The organism is Eudoraea sp., from assembly GCF_049669105.1.
In the GTDB taxonomy this organism is placed as follows: domain Bacteria; phylum Bacteroidota; class Bacteroidia; order Flavobacteriales; family Flavobacteriaceae; genus Eudoraea.
Window position 1 is genome coordinate 1 of sequence record NZ_JBATKE010000144.1, and the last position, 25901, is coordinate 25901.

Here is a 25901-nt window from a genome sequence, read left to right on the forward strand (position 1 = left end):
CCTTGCTGAGAATGGAAAACTTTATAAAGAAAGAGGATTTTCCATATGCTTCGCCTTTAGGATGGAGCTATGATAGTGGCGATTATAAAGCTACGCTGGAGAAAGCCATGGAAATGGTGGGCTATGCCGATTATAAAAAGGAGCAAGCTGAAAAGCGAGCCCAAGGAAAATTGATGGGTATCGGAATTTGCACCTTTACGGAGGTAGTAGGTGCAGGGCCATCTAAGGATTTTGATATTTTAGGTATCAAGATGTTCGATAGTGCCGAGATTCGGGTACATCCAACAGGAAAGGTATTAGCTCGTTTTGGAACCAAGTCACAAGGTCAAGGTCATGAAACTACCTATGCTCAGATTCTAGCAGAAGAATTGGGAATTCCATACACTGATATTGAAATTGATGAAGGGGATACCGATACCGCTCCCTATGGTTTAGGTACTTATGCCAGTAGAAGTACTCCTACAGCTGGAGCAGCAGCTGCAATCGCTTCACGTAAATTACGTGACAAAGGAAAGAAAATCGCAGCCCATTTATTGGAGGTGAGTGAAGAGGATATTGAATGGGAAGTAGGAAAGTATTTTGTAAAAGGAGCTCCCGAAAAATCTAAAACGATACAGGACGTTGCCTTTGCCGCATACACGAATTTCCCACAAGGAATGGAGCCCGGTTTTGAAGAAACTCATTACTATGACCCACCAAATTTAACCTTCCCTAACGGTGCCTATATCTGCGTTGTTGAGGTAGATGAAGAAACAGGTGCAATCGATGTAAAACGTTTTGTGGCCATCGATGATTGTGGAAACATTATCAACCCTATGATTGTAGAAGGACAAGTACATGGCGGATTAACTCAAGGTATCGCTCCTGCAATGTACGAGGGTATTGTATATGATGATGAAGGAAATGTACTGAACGGAACACTAATGGATTATCTAGTGCCTACGGCGGTAGAATCGCCACATTGGGAAACCGGTCATACGATTACGCCATCACCTCACCATCCATTAGGTGCCAAAGGTGTTGCGGAATCACCAACGGTAGGTGCGCCACCGGCAATTGCTAACGCGATTATTGATGCCTTATATCCATTAGGAATCAAGCATTTGGATATTCCAATTACACCCGATAAGGTTTGGGATGCGATTCAAGCAGCAAAAGCGAAAGTGTAGAGTAATAAAGTTATTGGTTACAAGTATCAAGTACAAAGTACTAAGGTAAAATAAAGTGGCTCCTCCCTCCAGAAGTTGGGAGGTGCCAACTTTGCTGGATCGAAGGATTTAAAGCCAGCCATACGGTTAGATAGTTTTTAGCTCAGAAAGGCCTTCACATGAATAAAACATTTAGTAAAAACAAATAGATTTCCACCGTTGTGGGAATGAAATAAAATTCCATTTTATGAAAACACAATTAGATAAATCATTTGAAGTGCCGCAAGGCACAGATTTAGTCTGGGAACACTTAATCGACCCAGAAAAAATAATGGATTGCGTACCTGGAGTCACCATAGACGAAAAGGTGGGTGATAATCACTACAAGGGAAAAGTTGGTATGAAATTCGGTCCTATGGGGGTAAAATACGATGCAGACATCCATTATAATGAAATTGATAAAGCGAATCGAAAAATTATTATTACAGGAGAAGGTGTTGATTCAAAAGGTAATGGAAACGCAGAAATGATGATGACCATTGACCTTATTGAACGTGCTGAAGGTGGGGTAAAGTTAGATGCCATTATGGATGTTACCGTAAATGGAAAAATAGCCCAATTCGGTTCTCGTTTAATTACTACGGTTTCCAATCAATTGTTCAAACAGTTCGTTTCCAATTTTTCAAAGAAACTTGCTGTAGCAGAAGCAGCGACATCGGCTTAGATATTCCCGGAATCTATAATCAGAAGCTATGCTCCCCAAGCATGGCTTTTTAAAATTTTAGCTATTGAATAAAGAAATCGATGCGCTGATAAAAGACTTTTATGAGCACGACTACATTCTCAACGAAGCATTGGCGACTTCCATTTTCCTTTTAAAGAATTTGGAAAAACCGTTATTATTGGAGGGTAACCCCGGAGTTGGTAAAACTATGCTAGCCAAAACCTTAGCTGAACATTTAGGAACGAATTTAATTCGTTTGCAATGTTACGAAGGTTTGGATGTAAGCACTACCATTTACGAATGGAATTACCAAAAGCAGCTGCTCCATATCAAACTTTTTGAACAAGACGAGGATAAGCTGGCGCTCCAAAATCAGATTTTTGGAATGGAATATGTCCTTCAACGCCCTTTGTTACAATCAATAAGCGCTGATAAACCTGTGGTGCTCTTGATTGATGAAATTGATAGGGCTGATGAAGAATTTGAAGCATATCTATTAGAACTACTTTCTGATTTTCAAATCAGTATTCCTGAATTGGGAACGATAAAAGCAAAATCAAAACCTTTGGTGATTTTGACTTCCAATCGAACTAGAGAGCTCAGTGATGCTTTACGACGACGATGTTTGTATCATTGGGTTGACTTTCCATCAAAGATGGGTGAGATTAATATCATTGCAAAAAAACTTCCGAATATTGATGAAGCATTGGCTACGCAGGTCGTTACTTTTATACACAATTTGAGAAAGTCAAGTTTACACAAACCACCGGGTATTGCAGAATCTCTAGATTGGGCAAAAACCTTGTTGTTGATGAATCAAAAGAATATCACCGATGAGATTGTAAAAACTACCATAGGTAGTGTTCTGAAACATAAAGATGATGTAGAGTTTGTGCGGAACAAATCCGTTCAAGAATTTTTATATCCTATTGACTAGAATATTATCCTAAGCGGAATGAGCCGTAGGACGGCAACGATATAAAAAACACCTATTTCAAGTTCATTTTTAAAACCAAAATTTCTATAATCCGTGCAAGCTGTAGAAAATACTTTCAAAGAACGCCTCATCGACTTTACCATGTATTGTCGGGAGCGGCAGTTTGTTTTGGGCCCACAAGAAACAAGTGATGCTTTTGAAGTTGCAAAGCGTGGTTGGGTATTAGATCGTAAACTATTTCAGTATAGCTTAAAGGCTATTTACTGTAAACGCAAAGAGCATTTTGACCGTTTTGATGAAATGTTCGATCGTTTTTGGAGTCGCTATTACGAAGAGAAATTAGAACAACGCAAAAAGCAAGTCAAGCTAATTAAAAAGGAAAAAGACACTGCCACAGTTATATTTTTGGGAACGGAATTCAAAGTCCCAAAAAAGGAAGTTAAAGAACAAGAGGCTAAAGAAACTGTTGGGGCAAATGAAAGTATACGCCTAAGACGGACTGATTTTTCTAAGGTAAATGTTAATGATAAGGAAAAACTGGAAGAACTGGCCGAAGAGCTATTTCATCAAATGAGTATGCGTTTTAAACGTAGACTTGAGAATGCGAACAAGGGGAGCATCGATATTCGAAATACGATTCGTCACGGAGTGTCTAAAGGGGGAATAATGTTAGACTTGTCCCATAAAAGAAAACGCAAAGAAAAGCGCAAAGTGGTTTTTATTCTTGATGTGAGTGGTTCAATGGATACGTATAGCTATTATCTTTTGCGATACGTAATGGTGTTAAAGAAGTATTTTAAGAGTCTGGAATTTTTTACCTTTAGTACAACCCTGACTCATGTTACGCCAATGCTTCGACAAAACAATGAACAGGAAGTTTTAAAACAGATTGGCAAGAATGTACATTCTTGGTCGAGTGGTACCAAGATAGGGGAGTCGCTCACGGAATTTCTCTCTGAGTATGGAAGTAAATTTTTGAGCCAAAAACATATTGTAGTGATACTCAGTGACGGACTCGAAACCGGTAGTGTAACAGTGCTTAGGGAGGCCGTAAGAACCATACGCAGAAAATGCAAGACCTTAGTTTGGCTGAATCCGTTGAAAGGAATGGATGGATATCAGCCCATTCAAAAAGGAATGGTGAATGTGATGCCGCATTTAGATGCATTTGAAACGGCGCACAACTTGGATAGTTTATTAAAATTAGAAAAATTATTGATGGATGTTTAACGAACTAGCTTTACAAATAGAAAAGCATTTGGCCAAAGGTTCAAACTTTGCCATTGCTCAAGTAGTGGACCGTATTGCCCCGAGCTCAGGTAAAGTAGGGGATAAGGCGCTGATTTTGGAAACGGGTGAATTGATTGGCTGGATAGGAGGTGGCTGCGTTCGTGGTATCGTAATAAAAGAAGCCATTGATGTCATCAGAACCAAACGCTATCGACGTATACGTATTTCACCTGAAGGTGGTTCTAGGGAAACCGCTACCTATAAAGAGTACGTGATGTCTTGTCAAAGTAAAGGAACATTAGAAGTTATGATAGAACCTGTAATACCACAGCCGGAATTAATTGTAATTGGCAAATCGAATATCGCAAGAAAGTTGGTGCAAATGGCTGCGGCAGCAGATTTTAGGGTATCGGTGATGGCTACTGAAGCAGATGTGCAGATGTTTCCAGATGCCTATAGTATTTCTGATATTGTAGATTTCAGTGCTTTTAAAGGGCTAACAAATACTTATATTATAGTTACCACACAAGGCGAAAATGACGAACGTTCCGTCAAAGAGGCATTAGAAACCTCCGTTGCTTATGTAGGCTTTGTAGCTAGCGCTAAAAAGGCAGACGATATAAAAATATATTTAAAGAAAGAAGGTATTTCGGAAGCTCGTGTAGCGGAATTGAGAAGTCCCGTTGGTTTGGATATTAATGCGAAGTTGCCAAGTGAGGTGGCTATAAGTATCTTAGCGGAAGTTATTGATCATTTTAGGAATGAAAATAAATCTGAGGCCTCATGCTGTGGTTCCAAAACATCAGAACAAACATCGGTTGTGGAAGAACAAGATAAGTTTTCAGAAGAATATTATATTAATCCTGTTTGTCAAGTTCCTGTTTCCAAAAAAAATCCTAAACACATTGTGGAATATCAGGGAGAAAAGGTATATTTCTGCTGTGATGGATGCAAGCTAAGTTTTGATAAAAACCCATCACAATACATAGGAAAGACCGTGTAGAATCTTCCACTCTTAATTTCTTTAAGGTTTCCTCTATTGATGACCCATTCAGAAACAAAAATAGCTATCCTGATATTGAGCGCCGGGGCATCGAACCGCATGGGATCCACTACCAAACAATTATTACCCTGGCGGGATACCACATTACTCGGCAACGCTATAAGGTCTGCAAAGCAGGCATCTTGTAATACAGTTGCCATCGTGTTGGGTTCTCATGCCAATACAATTCAAAAACAAGTCGAGGACGAAAAAGTTCAAATAGTGTTTAATAAAAACTGGAAATCCGGTTTGGGGTCTTCTATATCCTGTGGTATTAGCGCTTTAGAAAAAAACAAAATGAAGTATAAAGCTGTACTTATACTTCTGGTTGATCAACCTTTCATAGATACTGCCTATTTAAATTTGCTTATTACTAACTACCTTAACAGCAGTAATGGGATAATTGCCACAAACTATTTTGATAAGGCAGGGGTACCTGCTATTTTTGATAAGACTTATTTTTCAGAATTAAAAGAATTAAACACAGACCAGGGTGCCAGGGATTTACTTAAAAAATATGCAAAAGAGGTGATCCTCCTTGATCCGGAAGGAAAAGCTCGGGATATGGACACATTGGATGATTATTATAAAGCATTAAAATATCTAAAGTAATTATTAACATATAATTTGTAAAATAATGATATTCAATACTATAAAACTTTATTCTATCGTATTTCTACTAATTACAATTTCTGCGTGTGCCCAGGAAATGAGTTTTGAAGAATACAATCCGAAATCCACACTTGTGGTCTCAGAAAATATTATACAGAAGGCAAAGTATCCTTTTATAGATATTCACAGTCATCAGTTTAAGATGGCTACACAGGATCTTTCCGAATTGATTGCCTCTATGGATAATATGAATATGGCCGTAATGGTTAACTTAAGTGGTGGATCTGGTGAAGGTCTTAAAAATATGTTGGATAACGTAAACCGGAATTACCCAAATAGGTTCGTTGTCTTTGCCAATGTAAATTTTGATGGCGTAGGTAATCCGGATTGGGCAATAAATGCGGTGAAGCAGCTGGAACAGGATATTAAAAATGGTGCAAAAGGATTAAAAATATATAAAAGCCTCGGGCTTAGAAATAATGATATTAATGGGAATCGAATAGCAATTGATGACAGTCGTTTAGATCCAATATGGTCCAAATGCGGGGAATTGGGTATTCCTGTTCTGATACATGCCGCAGATCCAAAGTCCTTCTGGGATCCAATGGATAGTAGTAACGAACGTTGGTTAGAATTAAAAACCAGACCTCGTAGGAAACGATCAGCAGATAATCCCGCTCCATGGGAACAAATAATTGGAGAACAACATAATATGATTAGGAAGCATCCGGAAACTAAATTCATTAATGCTCATATGGGATGGTATGCCAATGATTTACAAAAGCTGGCCGAACTATTAGAGCAAATGCCAAATATGTATGTGGGTATTGGTGCAATTATAGCAGAGCTGGGAAGACAGCCTCGAGCTGCCCATAAGTTCTTTATGACCTATCAGGATCGAATCTTATTTGGCAAAGACAGTTATCAACCAAAGGAATTTCCAACCTATTTCAGGGTTTTGGAAACCGCCGATGAATACTTTCCTTATTATAAAAAGTATCACGCATTCTGGGCTATGTATGGGTTAGATCTCCCGGACGAAGTATTGAGAAAAGTATATTACAAAAACGCTTTAAAACTACTACCAGGACTGGATCAAGGTTTGTTCGAGGATTAAACTTATAGTCTTCCAGTGTTGTTATTGCATTTAGGCCTAATTAGTTCTTTACTGCTCTTTTATTGGAAATTCAACTTTTGACATGTCCATAAATTACCTATTTTCTTAGCCTCTAAAAATATTTTAAGGAAAATGTGATTTTTTTTGGTGTTGATCTACTAATTAAGCAGAAGTTGTGAAAATATGGGTAAAGAAGAGTCATTTACCAGGTTAATCAAGGATAATGAAGGTGTGATTTTTAAAATCACCACAATCTACACAGAAAACGGACAGGACCAAAAAGATTTATACCAGGAGATTGTATATCAGTTATGGAAGTCCTATGATTCTTTTCGAAATGAATCCAAAATTAGTACCTGGATGTATCGTGTTGCATTAAATACCGCAATAGGTCAATTAAAAAAAAGAAAAAAGCAATCCATTACGACTTCCATAGACCAGGTTGTTCTGCGGCAAACTGAAAATTACGACACTGAATTTGAAAACCGCTTAAAAATCGTATATGAACAAATTCATCAATTAAACATACTTGAAAAGGGTCTAATTCTCCTTTTATTGGAAGGCAAAAAATATGAGGAGATTGCTGAAATCACCGGATTAAGTGAAACGAATGTTGGTACCCGTATCTCCAGAATTAAGCAAAAGTTGAAATCAAGGATATTGAAAAAGTAAATTATGGACTTAGAAGAAATCCAAACGGTTTGGTCGGAAATGACTAATCAATTAGAAAAGCAAAAAAAATTAACCACAGAATTAATCATGAAAATGACACAGGAAAGATATAGGTCTAAGTTTGATAAGCTCTCATTCTATGAAACAATAGGAGCTGTGGTATGTTTCGTAATGGCGCTATATTTATTAGTGAACATATATAAGTTAGATACCTGGTATCTTATGGCCTGTGGTGTATTTACAATAGCTTTATTACTTATTTTACCTGTTATCACTCTGAGATTACTCGGAAAAATACAGCGGATGAATATCGTACAAAATAGTTTTAAAGAAACTATTGTAATTTATACAAAGGCAAAGAATCAATTATTACTTATGCAAAGGGTTGGAATATATTTGAGTTTTATCTTAATGTTTACCAGTTTACCAGTATTTAGTAAAATCATGAATAACAAGGATCTTTTTCTCCAAGGCAAAATATGGCTAACCTATATTCCTGTCATGGTTATATTCCTGCTGTTATTTACCAGGTGGGGATATAAATGCTACAAGAACATAACTAATTCTGCGGAGAATATTCTAAAGGAATTAGAAACTTAAATTCTTAGAGTTGTATTCATTTTATCAGGCCCCGTATAACGGGGCTTTTTAGCGGGTTATTATTTCAGTGTTTAATTTCAGGGTCTTTTTTAATTTTTACTGAACTTTATCATAGTTTTAGAATAAGCTAACTACGATCTTTAATTTTATTTAATAGTCATTTTATTAAGCGTAAAAAACAGTCATACAAGAGTTCAAACCGATTCATTAGAAAAGCAGCATGCAGAAGTTACCCGTAACATTAATCCTTTTAACATTGGTACTGCAGCTTAATGCCCAAAAAAAGAATGAAGGCTTTCGCTTAAATATTCGAAAGACCAATTTACCTGTGAAGATTGATGGCATTGCCGATGATGAAGCCTGGGAAGGAACTGATGTTGCCAAAGACTTTTATATGGTATTACCCATGGACATAGATAAAGCTACGGATAAGTCCGAAATAAGAATGACCTATGATGATACCAATATTTATTTAATTGCAACTTTCTATAACAGTATCCCCGGACGCTATTTTGTAGAGTCACTAAGGCGGGATTTTTCATTTGGAAAAAATGATAATTTCTTATTATTCCTTGATCCCTTTAACAATCAAACTACCGGGTTCTCGTTTGGTTCGAATGCTGCAGGAGCTCAGTGGGATGGTACTATGTTTGCCGGAGGCAGCGTTGATCTCAATTGGGATAGCAAATGGGTATCGGAAGTAACTCGTGATGAGGAAAAATGGGTTTTTGAAATGTCGCTTCCTTTTAAATCCATAAGGTATGAAGATGGCGTAAAAGAATGGGGCATTAATTTTAGCAGACTTCACTTGGCAACTAGCGAAAAATCTAGCTGGACACCAATACCAAGACAGTTTCCTACCGCGTCACTTGCATATACCGGAGTATTAGTTTGGGATGAACCTCCTCCTGCACCACGTTTCAATTTTTCCTTAATTCCCTATGTATTAGGCCAAACTACTTATGATATAGATGGAAATACAGACTATGAGACCAAAGTAGGCGGGGACGTTAAAATAAGTCTGTCCTCCTCACTTAACCTGGATCTGACAATTAATCCGGATTTCTCTCAAGTTGAAGTTGACCGGCAGGTTACAAATCTTGATAGATTTGAACTCTTTTTTCCGGAAAGAAGGCAATTCTTCCTTGAAAACGCCGATTTGTTTGCCAGCTTCGGTTATGAGACAATAAGGCCTTTTTTTTCCAGAAGAATTGGACTCGGTATTCCAATTAATGCAGGATTAAGACTCAGCGGAAACCTAGGTGATAAATGGCGGTTAGGAGTCATGGATATTCAAACAGCAAAAGACGAACTAACAGGACTTCCAAGTCAAAATTTTGGAGTCATTAGCTTGCAGCGACAAGTGTTTAGCAGATCTACAATCGGGCTTCTTTTTGTAAATAAGCAGTCAACTAATTACCCACAGGATAGTGACTCTCTGCGCACAATTTATCCAAAATATAACCGGAATTTTGGATTGGAATATAATTTGGCATCTCCTGATAATTTGTGGAATGGAAAGGCCTTTTTACTTAAATCCTTTACACCCGACAAACAGGGGAATGGGATTACTCAGGCTGCCAATATTGAATACAAGAGCAGAAAATGGAACTGGGGTATAAAAGAAGAATATGTAGATAGCTTATACACTGCAGAAGTCGGTTATGTGCCAAGAAAGGGCTACTTTAATTTCAACACATTTTTAGGCTATTTGTTTTTCCCAAAAGCTGGTCCGGTAGTAAGTCATGGGCCTGTTGGAAAATTGAATTATTATTTTGATGAAAAAATTAAGGAAACAGATCATCAGAATATACTACAATACCTCATAAATTTTCGTAACCGAAGTAGTATAAGCCTGGAAGGACTCAATGAGTATGTTGAATTATTGTCGCCTTTTGATCCTACGGGCACTGGAAAAGATTCCCTGGCTACAGGCACCAAGCATCGATGGAATGCCTTTAGATTTGAATATAATTCAAGACCACAAAGCATGTTTACTTATACTGCAGGCGGAAGAGTTGGGGGATATTACGAAGACGGTACACTAGCAAGCATAACAAGCGAACTGGGCTATCGTTTTCAGCCATATGTAAGTCTAAGCTCAAATATTAGTTACAATAACATCAAATTACCTGAACCATGGAATACCACAGAATTTTGGTTAATAGGATCTGAAGTAGATATAACATTTACCAATAAACTATTTTTTGCCACCTTATTTCAATATAATGAACAATCCAAAAACTTTAATCTAAACTCGAGGCTTCAATGGCGTTATAAACCGGCTTCGGATTTGTTTCTTGTTTATACTAATAATGAATTATTGGCACCATTTGACGGGAGGATATGGTCAATTACTCTTAAACTTACTTACTGGTTTAATAAATAAACCAATAGTTTATGGAGGAATTAAAATATAATATTCAACACTGTAAAAATGCCTTTTTTGTATAAAATATTTAAATTTTTCACGTAATTTAATATCCTATTTCAGCTATCTAACTAACATTAATACTACCCATCATGAAAGGAAAAAAACGAAGTTCTAATCCAAACCAAGGAATTAATGAACTAAATCTTTCGCGCAGGAAATTTATTAGGAATACCGCCTTTACTGTAGGGGCCATTTCAATAATACCGCGCCATGTTTTAGGAAAAGGTTTTATCGCGCCAAGCGATAAGGTAAATCTTGGGTTTATTGGTCTTGGAAAGCAGAGCAGGGGACTTGCTTCTCGTTTTGTTCAGAATACAAATGCACAAATTATAGCCAGTTGCGATGTTTGGACCACTAAAAATGCCTGGTTTAAAGATCATGTTGAAAAGGTCTATGCAGAACATCGCAACCAGTCAGGTTATAACAGTGTTAATACATATCTGGAATATAAAGAGCTTCTGGATCAAAAAGAAATTGATGCAGTTGTGGTGGCTACTCCGGACCATTGGCATGCCTTACAATCTATTGACGCCATGAAAGCCGGTAAAGATGTTTTTTGTGAAAAACCTCTGACGCATACGCTAAAGGAAGGTAAGGAGATGGTTAAATGGGCCAAAAAGACCGGTAGAATTGTCCAGACCGGAAGTATGCAACGCTCATGGGATAATTTTAGAAAAGCTTGTGAACTGGTAAGGAATGGTTATTTAGGAGATATTCAGAAAATTTTGGTAAATGTTGGTGACCCCGCCAGGCCTTATGATTTAAAAGCTGAGGCCATGCCAGAGGAAGTCAATTGGAATAATTGGTGTGGCCCCGCACCTCTTTTAGGCTATAATAACAGGCTTGCACCTTCAAGTAATGATGTAGATTTCTGGCCGGATTGGCGTTTATATCAGGAAGTCGGAGGGGGTATTTTATGCGACTGGGGAGCACATATGTTTGATATCGTTCAATGGGCTCTGGGTATGGACAGGACGGGACCTGTGAAATTTGAGCCTCCAGCTGATAAAAATGCGGTGCGGGGTTTAAAGATGTACTACGCAAATGGGATAGAAGTTATTCATGAAGACTTTGAACGCGGATGGGGTGTTCGTTTTATTGGTACGGAAGGTAAAATGGATGTGAGTCGTAGTTTTCTTGAAACCGATCCTGCAGGCATTCTAAATGTGGAGTTAAAAGATACAGATACACGTTTGTACAAAGTAAAGAAGGATCATTATCAGGATTGGATGGATGCTATAAAAAATAGAACCCAACCTATCTGCGATGTAGAAACAGGGCATCGATCAGCTAGTGTTTGCAATATTGCTAATATTGCCTATGATCTTGGTGAAACACTTCACTGGAATCCGGATGCGGAAAAGTTTAAAGGTAACAGTTCGGCCAATAAGATGCGACATGTGAAATACCGAAAATTTTAATGTACTCGCTTTGACCTGCTTAATGGTCCATTAAGGGTTATATTATTTAAGTTTGAGGCTGAAAGTTTTAGCAATTTTCCAAGACCAACCTCACAAGTAGGATTATATTTAATATTTCTACTATATTTAAAGGTGGATCATCAAGTTGTACCATATAAAACACAAATAAAAAAAACGATACCAAAGATACTAGTGCTTTTAGTGTTTTTCGGATTCCTATTTCATGTCTCAGCACAAACACGGCCTGATTGCACGATATTGACTACTCCTTCTAATGGTGAAACAGGTGTTTCTGTAAATACCCAACTGCAATGGCAGGCCGTAGCAAATGCCACACAATATTTCCTTTTTATGGGCACCAGTCCGGGTGGTACAGATATATTAAATGGAGTATCAATGGGAAGCAATCTCAGTTATACACCCACCACTAGTCTTATGCCCAATGCAGCTTATTATGTAACAGTGATTCCCAATAATAATAACGGCAATGCTCAAAACTGTGTTGAGGAAAGTTTTACAACGGGACAGGCCAGTTCTATTCCCGGATGCGTTACTTTATCCATTCCGGCTGCAGGTTCCTATGGGGTCCCTCCGGATACTAATATTAGCTGGGATGGCCAGTCAGCAGCCATAGGATATATTCTGAATATTGGCACAAGCACAGGCGCAAGCGATATTTTAAGCAATGAGGATGTAGGAAATATGACTACATATAATCCCCCTGCTGATTTACCACTTTCACAACGTGTTTATATCACCATAACACCTTATAACAGCGCTGGAGAATCTCCTTCCTGTTCTGAAGTTACTTTTAGGACCAGAGGAAATAACCCACCTATGTGTACGGAAATAATAAATCCGAATGACGGAGGAGAATTTGTTTCCGTTACAGCAAACATCACCTGGATAAGAAATTTTAATGCCTCAGGTTACCTTATGACAGTGGAGAAAGCGTCCATTGGTGGGATTAAAATTCTTGACAACTTTGACGTCGGTAACGGGACTAATTATAAACCTCCGGATTTTGAAGGTAATACATTGTATTTTGTCCGTATAACACCTTACAATGACTTGGGAGAAGCTCCAAACTGTCAGCCAATTTCTTTTACAACTGGTGCAGGGCCCATCCCTCCGGAATGCACGAATTTATTAAGCCCAAAAAATGGCTCTGGTAATATAAGTGTGAACTCTAATTTAGAATGGGAATCTGTAAATAATATTTTGGGATATTTACTATCCGCAGGGACCTCTGCAGGTGGAACAGATTTGGTGAATGCACTTGATTTAGGAAATACAACGACCTACAGCTTTGAACAGCCACTACCCGAGGCGAGCGCTATTTATGTAACGATTATTCCCTATAGCGCAAATTACCTGGCAGAAAATTGCCGGGAGGAATCATTTACCACAACCGGATTTCAACTTACGCCTGAGAAATTACCGGTTCCGAGATTCTTTACTCCTAATAATGACGGTTTTAATGACCTGTGGATAGTTAGCTCAACTCCCGAATTCGAAGTGATTACGGTGCATATCTTTAACAGGTATGGTCAATTGTTAAAGCAATTATTTCCCGATCAAGGTTGGGATGGTAGTTTTAATGGAAAACCCCTGGCCTCTGACTCTTATTGGTACAGAATAGAAACTACCCAGGGTAATTTACAGGTTGGCTATTTTATGTTAAAGCGATAACGTATTTTGCTATTTTTGAACTTCAGTAGTTGTTTTAAAAACCAAGCTTATGAGAACATTTTTAATCAATTTTCAATTATTTGTAATTACTTTTTCTTTAGGAGTCTTTAATACCTATGCGCAGGATGATATATTTGAAAAACTCCAGGAAATTGCAATTATAGATCAGAAAGTAATGATGCCCATGCGAGATGGAATACGATTGGCAACGGATATTTACAGACCCAAAACTGATGAAAAAGTGCCAGTCATATTCTCCAGAACACCGTATAATTTTAATTCCTGGGGTGATGGCGAGCAAAAGACCAGAACAGCGGAAAGAGCATACGAAGTTGTACAACATGGTTATGCTTATGTTGTGCAAAATGAGCGTGGAAGATATTATTCAGAAGGGGAGTGGGATATATTAGGCATTCCGCTGACTGATGGTTATGATGCCTTTAGCTGGATGAAGGATCAGCCCTGGTCCAATGGTAAGATTGGAACGCTTGGATGCTCATCTACTGCAGAATGGCAGATGGCTGTCGCTGCTTTAGATCATCCTTCCCATGCGGCCATGGTGCCTCAAAGCTTTGGTGCAGGCGTGGGTAGAGTCGGCGACTATTATGAACAGGGTAATTGGTACAGAGGTGGTGCGGAGCAATTGCTATTTTTTGCATGGTTGTATGGTGTAGAACATGATAAGTACAAACCCAGGATCCCTGAAGGAGCCAGTCAGGAAGACCTTATCCGTATTTCCAGATTCTATGATTTGGCACCGGAAAACCCTCCGGTAGATATGTCCGAAGCTTTAGCTCATTTACCTATTCAAGATATCTTACAGAATATTCAGGGGAAACGAGAGGTTTTTGACAAAATGGTGAGGCGTAATCCTAATCATATAGATTGGTATAAAGGTGGGCTCTACCACGACGATATGGAAATAGGGATACCAGGCTTTTGGTTTGCCTCATGGTATGATGTATCTATAAGCCCCAACCTGGCATTATATAATCATGTCAGAAACAATAGTAAGGACCAATTTGTTAAAGATAATCAGTATTTGGTAATCGCACCTACATTACACTGCAGGTATACCAGAGCCACTGAGAACACAATAGTAGGTGAACGAAATGTGGGGGATGCCAGGCTCAACTATAGCGAGCAAATATATTCCTGGTTTGATCTTTGGTTAAAAGGAGAAAATAACAATTTTAAAGATAACACGCCAAGAGTTCAGTATTACACCATGGGAAGTAATGTTTGGCAGTCCGCTGAATCCTGGCCTCCGGAAAATTCTGAATTGAAAACCTTTTATTTGACAAGTGGTGGTAAAGCTAATAGCCTATACGGGGATGGAAGGCTTAGTGTAAAAGAGCCAAATAGTGAAAATGTACCTGATAGTTTTATATATGATCCTATGAATCCTGTGACCTCTTACGGGGGGAATGTTTGTTGCACGGGGAATGCGGTAAAAGGAGGTGCCTACGATCAACAGGCCATGGAAACAAGACAGGATATTCTCGTTTACACCACAGAACCATTGGAAGAAGGTATAGAAGTTACTGGATTCATAGAAAGTTCACTTTACATTTCATCTGACGCCAAAGACACCGATTTTACAATAAAACTGATTGATGTATACCCAGATGGACGGGCATATAACCTTGATGAAACCATACAACGTGTTCGTTACAGAGAAGGTTATGAGAAGGAAGTATTTATGGAGAAAGGTAAGGTGTATGAAATTAACTTAACACCAATGGCGACAAGTAACTTCTTTGAAAAAGGGCATAGAATTCGGATTGAAGTCTCCAGCAGTAATTTTCCAAGATTCGCAAGAAATTTAAATACTGGGGGGAAAAATTACGATGAAAAACAAGGAGTAGTTGCTCGCAATAGCGTTCATCATTCAAAACAATATCCTTCCCAAATCAGATTGCCCATAGTAAATCGGTAATGGATGTAGATTTTAAGATAGTTTTAAATGCTTTTTATCTTTGAAAGTAGTACCTTTTAAAGATGTATAACAGAGCAATTAACATAGGGTTTCTTTTAATTTTATTGATCATCCCTGATATGCATAGCCAATATTCAGAGAGTGATTGGAAGGCTCGTGATAAATGGATGAAAGTTGCGGAAATATTCCAAATTGCCAAAATACAGATTGGCAATGAAGTTGCGGATATAGGCTGCCACCAGGGCTATATGAGCATTCGACTTGCAGATTTTATTGGTGAAACAGGAAAAGTTTATTCCGTAGATGTTCGCGAGGATCGTTTAAACAAACTAAATGATATTGCCTCTAAAAGAGGTATCAGGAACATCCAAACTATTTTAGGAAACTATGACGATCCTAAATTACAGGAAAATAGCATAGATGTCGTTTTAATTATAGATGCCTACCATGAAATGGATGACTATAAGCCAATCCTCCTGAATGTAAAAAAAGCATTGAAACCAGATGGACGTATCTTAATTCTGGAAAAACTTAAACGTAAAATGATTGGAAAGTCCAGACAAGAGCAAACCATTGGGCATACAATCGCACCAAAATATGTTGAAAATGATTTGAAAGAGGCCGGTTTTGAGGTGATCGCAATAGAAAAAGACCTTGGTTATTGGGAAGAAGACCCGGATAAGAAAATATGGGTAATGGTAGGTGCACTTCCACAATCATAATTCTATTAATTACTGGCTAGAAACAGATATAAGTTTTTACAATAAAATAGTTTATCATGAAAAACGGCTCGTTTAAGATTTTGATGTTTTTAATAGTCTCAGGCAGTTTGATAGCACAAACTAAAGAAGAAAAGAAACAAAAAAAAGAGGACTATAAAAATGTTGCATATGAAGATACTAAAAACCTTATTGATTCCGGGACCTATATATTCAATGCAAGCTTTGTTAATGGCGGAATGTCGCTAGCAACAAATACAAATCGTTTCATAGTTAAAGAAGGAGAGGTTGATATAGATTTACCATTTTTTGGATCAGCGAGAGGAGATGGTGGATATAATAGTAATCCTCGCATAGCCTATAAAGGGGTTCCGGATAAATATGATGTGGAATATATTGATAAAAAAAGAAGATCAATCATTAAAATAGGGATACGCAGCAGCAACGAGCGCCACGATATTACACTTACTGTGGGCTCCAGTGGGCAGACCACTGTAAAAGTAATAAGTAGCTCCAGGTCGTCTATAAATTATAGTGGGTATTTAAAACCATTAAAGGAGTAAATTATTACTTAAAATACCTTGTTATTATTCTGCTAATTCCTGTAGATGCCATCTTTCATAATAGAACGCAATGACAATAATATTTAAAAATGGAACTCTATTTAAATCAATTGCTCTTGGTATAATTTATCTGTTTGCCATATTAGGCCACAGCCAAATAGATCATAAACAATTGCTGGAAAACATGATAAAGGAGCAGTTATTGGCAAGAGATATAAGTGATCCGGCTACTATAAAAGCAATGCGGAATGTTCCCAGGCATGATTTTGTACCACCGGATATGCAGCCATATGCTTATTCGGATAATCCATTGCCCATAGGAATGGACCAAACCATTTCACAGCCCTATATAGTTGCTTACATGACTCAGGTCTTAAAACTAAAAGATCACGACCGGGTTTTGGAAGTAGGCACTGGATCCGGATACCAGGCAGCTATATTAGGCCAAATCGTAGATACTGTATACACCATAGAAATTGTTGAAGCATTGGCCTTTACAGCAAAAAATAGACTTTCAGCCTTGGGTTATGGAAATATTGAAGTAAAAACCGGCGATGGATACCTTGGTTGGCCGGAGAAAGGACCTTTTGACGCTATAATAGTTACGGCCGGTGCGGAAGAAGTACCTGAACCACTTATAAAACAGTTAAAAGAAGGAGGGAGGATGATTATTCCTGTTGGACCTCACAATGGAATAAGGCAATTGCTTCTAATCACAAAAAAATCCGGTAAGATTAAAACCAGGGAAGTTATGGCTGTAAGATTTGTTCCACTGACAAGAACAAATTAATAAGCTAAAATAGTTCATAAAAAAAGGAGGTTAATTTCTATTACCTCCTTGCTTAAATCTCTGCTGGCTCCATCGGGCCAGTTACTCGCTTACTCTTACCGTACATAATTTCTGCTTTCTGTCCAACGTACTCTTTTACTATCCTTAAAATTAGAGAAGTATGAAAACCTCCTTGAATCTGTTGGTGAATGGTGCAATAAATTTCTCATTTCTTTGATATTTAATATTTTGATTACTTACTATTTTTCTATCTATATTTTTATATAGTATAGTGTCTTACTTCTGACCAGCGTACTCTTTTACTGTTTTTAAAATTTGAAAAGAACGTATGTCTTCTGGATTCTGTTGGTGTTTGTTTGATAAAATGTCTCATGATTTGTTCGTTTTTGATATTAATATTAATTGATATAGTTCCTTGCTTCTGACCAGCGTACTCTTTTGCTGTTTTTAAAATTGGAAAAGAATGAATACCTTCTTGATTCTGTTGGTGTATGATTGTTAAAATTTCTCATCGTTTAAGTTTTTAAATTGATTTTGTTGTTTTTTTACTTTTTATAAACTGTAAATCTTAAAGACCTACAACTAATAGACGACAATTAAATTTATTTGTTACAGTACTATGTATAAAATAGTACCATTTTATACATTTTTTAACAGATTATATTTTTACAATTGTTATTAAAATAGCGTTATGTGTCTCATATACTGTTTTTTATGTAAAATGGGTGCTATTCATATTAATAATCAATAATTTGTCATATTGGAGACATTATTGGAAAAAAGACAAAAATTTTAAGGATAAAAAGCAATTAAAACTTATATTGTAGAAAGCATTCGTACCAAAACCTAACAAAAGTCATATGCTATATTTTATATCCATATTAGATTTATGATTTTATTCCCAAAAACAAGGACATATGAAAATATATGATGACAAACACATTAAAAATGTAGTATTCGTAGGGGCTCATAGTAGTGGCAAAACAACTCTTTCGGAAACCATGCTCTTCGAGGCAGGTCTTATTAATAGGAGAGGAACTGTAGAAACACAGAATACCGTCTCAGATTATCATGAAATTGAACATGAAAGGGGAACATCGGTTTATGCCACACCTTTGCATACCGAATGGCGTAATTACAAAATAAACATAATAGACACTCCGGGGCTCGATGATTTTGTAGGTGAAATTATTTCGTCAATTCGGGTAGCGGACACAATTGTTACAGTTTTAAATGCACAGCATGGAGTGGAAATTGGAACGGAAATCATTTGGAATTATGTCAGCAACTATTCGAAACCTACGCTTTTTGTGGTAAATCAAATAGACCATATTAATAGTAATTTCGAGAACTCTTTTAAGGGTATAAAGGCACTCGTTGGTAACAACGCGGTAATTATCCAATATCCCCTAATCATTGATGGCGCTCAGTGTATCATTGATGTTCTTAAGATGAAATGTTATAAATTTTCATCTGAAGGAGGCAAACCTGAAAAATTACCAATTCCTGAAGATCAAAAGGAAAGAGCAGATCAATTACACAATGAACTTGTTGAAAAAGCTGCGGAGAATGATGAAGAATTATTGGAGTTGTTTTTTGAGAAAGGAACTCTGAATGAAGATGAAATGCGGGTAGGTATTAAAGCAGGAATGCTTAATCATGAGCTGTTTCCGGTTTTCTGTGTTTCTGCATTAAATGATATGGGTACCGGCAGGCTGATGGGCTTTATAGATAATGTAGCACCAGCTGCTGCAGATTTAAACCCGGAACAAACTGTTGAAGGAGATGTGTTGGTTCGAAAAAAAGAAGCACCAACAGTTTTGTTTGTTTTTAAAACTGTTTATCAACCCAGTTTGGGTCAGATCTCATTTTTTAAAGTGAAATCAGGTGTAGTTAAGGCAAATGATAAATTGGTTAATTCCAGGACTGGTGACACTGAAATACTGAACCATCTCTATATAATGGATGGTAAAAAGCGTGAATCAGTATCAAAATTGGAAGTAGGTGATATTGGAGCCACATTAAAACTTAAAAGTACAGAAACCAATGACACGCTTCATGTGGCAGGGAAGTCAATTACTATTAAACCCATACAATACCCGGAACCCAGAACACGTAAGTCGGTATCAGCGGTTAATAAGAATGAGGAGGAGAAACTTAGCGACGCTTTAAAGAAGATTCACAATCAGGATCCAACCGTAGTAATTGAATTTTCCAAGGAACTAAAACAACTAATTTTGGGTTGTCAGGGAGAATTACATTTAGCAACTATTAAATGGATATTAACTAATGTTTATGGGGTTGAAGCAAACTTCGAACCCCCAAAAATTGCCTATAGAGAAACCATACAAAGATCATCAAATGCTAATTACAGGCATAAAAAACAATCAGGAGGTGCAGGTCAGTTTGCTCAGGTCAATTTAAAAATAGAACCATGGTACGAGGGTATGCCAGACCCGGAAGGTTTTAACATAAGAGGAAAGGAAGAAGTAGACCTTGACTGGGGCGGGAAATTGGTATTCTATAACTGTATTGTGGGAGGAGTAATAGATATCCGCTATTTACCATCCATTAGAAAAGGCATTTTGGAGGTTATGGAATCGGGACCACTTACAGGCTCTTATATCCGGGATGTTCGCGTAATGGTATATGATGGTAAAATGCATTCCGTAGATTCCAACGATATTGCCTTTAAGATTGCCGGAGCCCATGCCTTTAGGGAAGCTTTTCTAAATGCCAAGCCAAAGCTCTTAGAACCAATACAGGAATTAACTGTTAAGGTTCCTGAAGAAATGGTAGGAAGTGTTATGACCGATTTACAATCAAGAAGATCAATCATACAAGGAATAGACAGTATTGATCACTATCAGATTCTAAAGTGTGCAGTGCCACAATCCGAACTTTACGGGTATTCAACCAACTTGCGGTCACTTACTCAGGGAAAGGCCACGTTCAATTCAGCCTTTTCTGCTTTTAAAGCGGTTCCTAATAATATTCAGGCAAACCTGGTTAAAAATTAAATAGTATAAATTTTAAATAAAGCCATATCGCACTATTTCAAGCGGTATGGTTTTTTTTTAGAATTCCAATTCAAATTTCAGGCTCATAAATGCTTAAATAAAAGGGATATAAAAGTATCTGCCGATCATACGCGATATCTGGTCATTGATACATTACTCTTTTGCAATAGATTATAATATAGTATTTTTTAGTAAGTAAATTTTATAGCACCATAATTATAGGCAGAAATGCATTTTAATGATGAGTATATTGATTTTCATTGTCATCCTTCCTTAAAACCATTTGGGAAAAGCTTCAATTATACTCCTACGGGAATTCATATTAGCCATAGGAATAGCAAACGAAGTATCTGGCATTATAACCCTCCATCAATTTTCGATAAATTATTAAACTACGCCACCGGGCTTACCAAATTTTCCCAGGCAAACTTTACAAGCCTTGTCAAGGGCGGGGTGGGTATTGTATGTGTCTCGCTTTACCCATTAGAAAAATGGTTCGTGAGAAACAAAATGAACAATGAATTATTGCTGGATCTTACAGCCAATTTTGCCTTGGGAGTAGGAGATAAGCGCATAGATTATTTACAGGGAATAACAGATTATTTTAAAGATGTTGAAGCTCAATATGACTTTTACAAGCAATTGGATGGTAAGATAGTACAACTGCCCGAAGGCAAGTTTCGTTACAAATTGGTTACAAATTACAAGGAAATTGAGGCTATTAAGAGTCAAAATGCTTCCGGTGGAAAAGTGCATACCATTTGTGTAATATTAAGTATAGAAGGCTTGCATGTGCTCAACACTGGCTTAAAGCAGCCATTTAGCAGTGAAGAAGTATTAGAAAATCTGGAAAAGATTAAAAATTGGGAATTTCGCCCTTTTTTCGTGACCATCGCACATCACTTTTGGAATCAAATATGTGGACATTCTGAAAGTTTATCAGGAATCATATTGAAATTTGCAGACCAGTCTGAAGGACTCAACAGTGGATTTACATCCATGGGAAGGAAAGTATTGGAACGTCTTGTTGACGATACAAATAGCAAACGAATTATACCCGATATTAAACATATGAGTATTAAGGCTAGAAAAGAATACTACCAGATGTTGGATTCAGGAAACCCAAAATTTACGAATATCCCGGTAATCGCCAGTCACGCGGCCTGTAACGGCCTGAAATCTTTTGACGATCCTGTTATCGCCCATCCCAAAACTGCGAACAAACTAAATCCGGCTTCCATAAATTTTTTTGACGAAGAGATTATACGCATTGCAAAAAGTAAAGGCATAATCGGACTGCAACTGGATGAGCGCAGAATTGTAAATAAAAAAACTCTGAAGAAGACCAAGAATTCCTTAAAGCGAAATAAAATAATGCATTACCGCTCAGAATTATTGTGGAACCAGATACAACATATTGCAGAAGTATTAGATGCTGAAGGTCTCTTTGCCTGGGATTGTATGGTAATTGGTTCCGATTTTGACGGTATAATAGATTCACTAAACGGGTTCTGGACTGCTGAAGAATTGCCTTATCTGGCAGATTTCCTGGAGCGCCATGCATATAATTATATGCGCTCCCATAATCTGGTAAACATTAAGAACGTTCTAGATGCGGATGAAATTATAGCAAGGCTAATGTCTAAAAATGGGCGAAGTTTCATAAAAGAGTATTTTTGACAATTTTCCTGATATTTTTTTAAAAAACCCAAATAATAGATTAGAAACTTAAAAAATATGTTTAAACATATGTTAAACATATTAGACAATATAATAGAATTTATAAATTTATTTCTGAAAAAAAGCTTCGCAGTAATAATATTATAATAACTTGCTATTATTGTTATCCTGTTTTGCTTTAAAGATTAATTAAAATACAAAAAGCATAAAGGCTAATTATAGTGTAAGGAATTGAATTTTTTCCTTCTAATAAACAAGAATTTAATTACTATGGATATAATTGACAAAGCGCGTTTGTTTGAAGAACGTAAGTGGAATAAACTTACGACCAATGACCGCATTGTAGCTTCAAGAGAAGTAAAAGCACTCATATTGGAAATAAATGAGCTCTACAAGCAGACTCAAGATTCAACTTTAATGGAGCTAATGAAGCGCCTAACAGTTCTTAAGAAAAAGCTGGAAAAACGACTTAAAGGCAGACCAGAGATTTAAAATTTTTTATTTTTTAGATCTAACAATCTTTTTTTGATCCTAAAGTCAGAATGAAATTTTACTTCTTGTTAATTTCTTCTATTAGTAGCTCATAGGTAATCAAATTAGTATATAGTTTTCCGGCGAGATTTACGATTGGAATATTCAACGAATCTATAGGTGTTTCTCTCCCAAATGCTTCTTGTAGTTGCTCCTGTAATTCTGGTTTTTCGTCGAGTTTAATAAGGTTGAAAATGTACTTACTTTCACTCAATGGAATTACCAGACTATCACATTGCTCACATATATCAGGGATATAAACCGTTATTTGTTTAGGTGGCTTAATCTTGATTTGTTCAGATTCCTTAAGCAAGGATCTGGTTGAAAGACTGTCGTTGACTTTTAAGTCATAGCTGTAGGAAGGTTGCTTGCCTCTGATCAGGACTATAGTCTTCATATGTACTTTTGAAGTGGCAGGAACCCTTATAAACCGGGGTTTTGCACTGCTTTGTCTAAAATCAGTTCCGGATAAAGTAAACATCACATCGAGGTCCTGTTCATTTTCATTAATAGCATAAAACGCGATCCGGTTAGGAATATCTTCGCTAATTATTTTTATGTTCTTGTCCTGAGCATACCCATATACCATTGTAAACAGCAAGCCCAGGAAGAGTACTTTTTTATACACAGCATTTTTTTTTGGATAAACAAGATAGACAAATATTCCCGTTCACTTGATATTGCATCAATAGATTTGGTTTTTTGGTACTAAGTTCTCCTAACCAATTCCTTTAAAGCACACAGTATTTTTATTAGCACTAGGCATCATCCTTTTGGAGTGAAGTGGGTAATTCATATACTTCGAGATCAAAATAGGAAACTGCAGCCAACAAATGATCAAAAATATCCGACATTATATATTCATAGTTTTGCCATCGTTTGTCACTGCTAAAGACATAGATCTCTATAGGAATACCTTGTGGAGTTGGTGCAAGTTGTCTGGTCATCATTGTCATTTTCATATTCAAAGCGCTGTGATTACTCAGATAAGAATCAATATATTTACGAAAAACACCAATATTTGTGAGATTTTGGCCATTCAGAAGAAGGGTTTTATCAATATTATTTTCCTGATTATAATTTGTTATTTTTTCATTTCTCAAATTCAAATAATTACTTATAAGCTGAATTTTTTTTAGGTTTTCAATTTCTTTATTTGTTAAAAATTTTATATTCTTCTGCTTAATAATTAATGCTCGTTTAATACGTCGACCACCGGATTCCTGCATCCCTCTCCAATTTTTAAAAGAGTCTGTGATTAAGGCATAAGTGGGTATTGTTGTGATTGTCTTATCAAAATTCTGAATTTTGACCGTAGCCAGACTAATTTCTATTAAGTCGCCATCGGCCCCGTATTTATCAAAAGTGATCCAATCCCCAATCCGGACCATGTCGTTCATACTTACCTGAATACTTGCAACCAGGCCAAGTATAGTGTCTTTGAATAATAATAATAAAACTGCTGAGGCGGCTCCTAAAGCCGTTACAAACTTCCAAATTGTAGTATCGGTAATAATAGCAAAAATAGTCAATACGGCAATTATCCAGCCAATAATCATAAAGACTTGTATATAACTATCAATAGGCTTGTCATTATAGCCTGGTCGTTTCTTGAGGTAATCCCGCAAGCTTCGTAAAATGCTTTCTGCAATGTTCAATATTAGAATAATACCTAAAATAGCTCCAAGTTTCAAAACCATACTACCTAAATATTCAAAGTCGCTAAAAACAACGGGGATAAGCTCCAAGGCTAATAGGAGGGGAAAGATATGTGCTAAACGAGTTGGTAGTTTATTAGTTATGGCAATGTCGTCCAAATTGGTTTTGGTTTTGCGAGCAAAAAAAATAGAGATTTTTCGGATAACCCTTTTAATAATAAAGTCAAGAATACCTACTAAAAATAGCATCGCGAGAAATAACCCGAGGAGATTTAAATATCTTGAAAATGATTCTGAGATTCCCAGTTCAATTAAATAGTCATATAATAGGTGAACGATATTGTTATTCATAATACTTGAGCATTTGTGCAAAATTACAGCCAAATTTTCATTTAATGCTCTGAATATTCATTCTTTACACTACTTATTACAGAATACCTTAGTCATGTATGTTGAAAAAAAGTATGCATAGCCTTGTTGCCTTTAGGAGTATAGAGAAATAAACTTCGACAATGGCGAAAATAATGCTATTGAAGGCAGCATGGAAAAATTGGAATTCTATTAGATTCTCAATACTTTCACTTTTAAATCTAACAACTTACTATGAATCTAAAAGGGCAAAATATTTTGGTCACCGGGGCATCCAAAGGCATAGGGAAGTCAATTGCTATTCATTTACTTAAAGCGAATGCCCAGGTAGGAATCCATTATAATAAAAGCAGTGCTGAGGCAAATAAAATAAAGGCTAAATATCCTCTTTCCGAAACATTTCAAGCAGACCTCGGCCATATAAATCAGGTGCAACAGCTTTTTAAGAATACAATTAGTCAATTTGGAAATTTAGATACTATTATTATGAATGCCGGCGTATTCTTGCCACATCCTATAAACGATCCCACAGAGAAATGGCTTGATATCTGGCGAAAAACAATGGCTATTAATCTTGAAGCGGTTGGCCTATTAACCAAATTGGGAATAGAACACTTTAGAGATCAAGGAGGAGGACGATTCGTCTACATCGGCAGCAGGGCTGCATTCCGCGGTGAAACGGAGGAATATCTGGCATATGCAGCCTCTAAAGGCGGACTCACATCCCTTGCGCGAACGGTTGCCCGATCTTTTGGCAAATACAATATCAAATCTTTTGTTATAGCCCCGGGATTCACCCGAACAGAAATGGCGGAAGATGTAATTAGTAAACACGGCGAAGAAAAGATACTTAAGGAACTGGCATTAAAAGAGCTAACCACTCCTGAAGATATAGCCCCTCTGGTAGTGCTTATGTGCAGTGGAAAAATGGACCATGCTACTGGTTCCACAATAGACGTTAATGCGGGTAGTTACATTAGATAACTTAAAGAATAGACTATGC

The 25901-nt window shown here is 37.0% G+C and carries 22 protein-coding genes; 20 read left to right on the top strand and 2 right to left on the bottom strand.

The features are described from left to right. The 19 genes from WBM60_RS12260 to WBM60_RS12350 all read left to right on the top strand — a co-directional run. Nucleotides 1-1169, top strand: a 1169-nt coding sequence (locus tag WBM60_RS12260) for a molybdopterin cofactor-binding domain-containing protein (protein WP_424283132.1), incomplete at its 5' end; no start/stop codon positions are given. 226 nt (nt 1170-1395) lie between these two features. Further along, the gene (locus tag WBM60_RS12265; protein WP_424277474.1) at nt 1396-1872 is read left to right on the top strand and encodes an SRPBCC family protein; all 477 of its coding nucleotides are present in this window, start codon (nt 1396-1398) and stop codon (nt 1870-1872) included. A gap of 64 nt (nt 1873-1936) precedes the next feature. After that, nucleotides 1937-2809, top strand: a complete 873-nt coding sequence (locus WBM60_RS12270) for an AAA family ATPase (protein ID WP_424277473.1) — start codon at nt 1937-1939, stop codon at nt 2807-2809. Nucleotides 2810-2902: 93 nt separating this feature from the next. Then, on the top strand, nt 2903-4039 hold the full coding sequence (locus WBM60_RS12275; RefSeq protein ID WP_424259688.1) for a vWA domain-containing protein: 1137 nt from the start codon (nt 2903-2905) through the stop codon (nt 4037-4039). Beyond that, entirely contained in the window at nt 4032-5042 is a 1011-nt protein-coding gene (locus WBM60_RS12280) for an XdhC family protein (RefSeq protein ID WP_424279572.1), read from the top strand. The genes WBM60_RS12275 and WBM60_RS12280 overlap by 8 nt, the downstream gene beginning before the upstream one ends. Nucleotides 5043-5081: 39 nt before the next feature. Then, nucleotides 5082-5693, top strand: a complete 612-nt coding sequence (locus WBM60_RS12285) for a nucleotidyltransferase family protein (protein WP_424283133.1) — start codon at nt 5082-5084, stop codon at nt 5691-5693. A 25-nt stretch (nt 5694-5718) separates the two neighbouring features. Continuing rightward, on the top strand, nt 5719-6810 hold the full coding sequence (locus WBM60_RS12290; RefSeq protein WP_424259685.1) for an amidohydrolase family protein: 1092 nt from the start codon (nt 5719-5721) through the stop codon (nt 6808-6810). Between the two features lie 183 nt (nt 6811-6993). Continuing rightward, entirely contained in the window at nt 6994-7482 is a 489-nt protein-coding gene (locus tag WBM60_RS12295; protein ID WP_424276361.1) for an RNA polymerase sigma factor, read from the top strand. A 3-nt stretch (nt 7483-7485) separates the two neighbouring features. Further along, the gene (locus tag WBM60_RS12300) at nt 7486-8082 is read left to right on the top strand and encodes a hypothetical protein (RefSeq protein WP_424261779.1); all 597 of its coding nucleotides are present in this window, start codon (nt 7486-7488) and stop codon (nt 8080-8082) included. Nucleotides 8083-8302: 220 nt separating this feature from the next. Then, on the top strand, nt 8303-10471 hold the full coding sequence (locus WBM60_RS12305; protein WP_424276362.1) for a DUF5916 domain-containing protein: 2169 nt from the start codon (nt 8303-8305) through the stop codon (nt 10469-10471). Nucleotides 10472-10605: 134 nt separating this feature from the next. Further along, a complete protein-coding gene (locus WBM60_RS12310; protein WP_424261782.1) occupies nt 10606-11937 on the top strand; it encodes a Gfo/Idh/MocA family protein in 1332 nt (443 codons plus the stop codon). Between the two features lie 192 nt (nt 11938-12129). Then, nucleotides 12130-13629, top strand: a complete 1500-nt coding sequence (locus tag WBM60_RS12315) for a T9SS type B sorting domain-containing protein (RefSeq protein ID WP_424283134.1) — start codon at nt 12130-12132, stop codon at nt 13627-13629. A gap of 49 nt (nt 13630-13678) precedes the next feature. Then, complete coding sequence (locus WBM60_RS12320; RefSeq protein WP_424276364.1) at nt 13679-15568, top strand: CocE/NonD family hydrolase; 1890 nt, start codon at nt 13679-13681, stop codon at nt 15566-15568. Between the two features lie 62 nt (nt 15569-15630). Beyond that, on the top strand, nt 15631-16290 hold the full coding sequence (locus WBM60_RS12325) for a class I SAM-dependent methyltransferase (protein ID WP_424283135.1): 660 nt from the start codon (nt 15631-15633) through the stop codon (nt 16288-16290). Nucleotides 16291-16346: 56 nt separating this feature from the next. Further along, nucleotides 16347-16850 (top strand): DUF4251 domain-containing protein, encoded by a 504-nt coding sequence (locus WBM60_RS12330; protein ID WP_424276366.1) that lies wholly within the window; start codon nt 16347-16349, stop codon nt 16848-16850. 70 nt (nt 16851-16920) lie between these two features. Then, complete coding sequence (locus tag WBM60_RS12335; protein ID WP_424278984.1) at nt 16921-17640, top strand: protein-L-isoaspartate(D-aspartate) O-methyltransferase; 720 nt, start codon at nt 16921-16923, stop codon at nt 17638-17640. Nucleotides 17641-18557: 917 nt separating this feature from the next. Then, nucleotides 18558-20660 carry an elongation factor G gene (locus tag WBM60_RS12340; RefSeq protein ID WP_424276367.1) on the top strand — a complete coding sequence of 701 codons (2103 nt, stop codon included), beginning with the start codon at nt 18558-18560 and terminating at the stop codon, nt 20658-20660. Between the two features lie 228 nt (nt 20661-20888). After that, complete coding sequence (locus WBM60_RS12345) at nt 20889-22340, top strand: membrane dipeptidase (protein ID WP_424261881.1); 1452 nt, start codon at nt 20889-20891, stop codon at nt 22338-22340. Nucleotides 22341-22610: 270 nt separating this feature from the next. Further along, nucleotides 22611-22832 carry a hypothetical protein gene (locus WBM60_RS12350; protein ID WP_424261883.1) on the top strand — a complete coding sequence of 74 codons (222 nt, stop codon included), beginning with the start codon at nt 22611-22613 and terminating at the stop codon, nt 22830-22832. Between the two features lie 58 nt (nt 22833-22890). Here WBM60_RS12350 and WBM60_RS12355 read toward each other — a convergent pair whose 3' ends face one another. After that, entirely contained in the window at nt 22891-23499 is a 609-nt protein-coding gene (locus WBM60_RS12355; RefSeq protein ID WP_424261885.1) for a hypothetical protein, read from the bottom strand. A 130-nt stretch (nt 23500-23629) separates the two neighbouring features. Continuing rightward, complete coding sequence (locus tag WBM60_RS12360) at nt 23630-24880, bottom strand: mechanosensitive ion channel family protein (protein WP_424261887.1); 1251 nt, start codon at nt 24878-24880, stop codon at nt 23630-23632. 252 nt (nt 24881-25132) lie between these two features. Here WBM60_RS12360 and WBM60_RS12365 point away from each other — a divergent pair, with 252 nt between their 5' ends. Continuing rightward, nucleotides 25133-25882, top strand: coding sequence for an SDR family NAD(P)-dependent oxidoreductase (locus WBM60_RS12365; RefSeq protein ID WP_424261889.1), 750 nt, complete (start codon nt 25133-25135; stop codon nt 25880-25882). Nucleotides 25883-25901 lie beyond the last annotated feature (19 nt).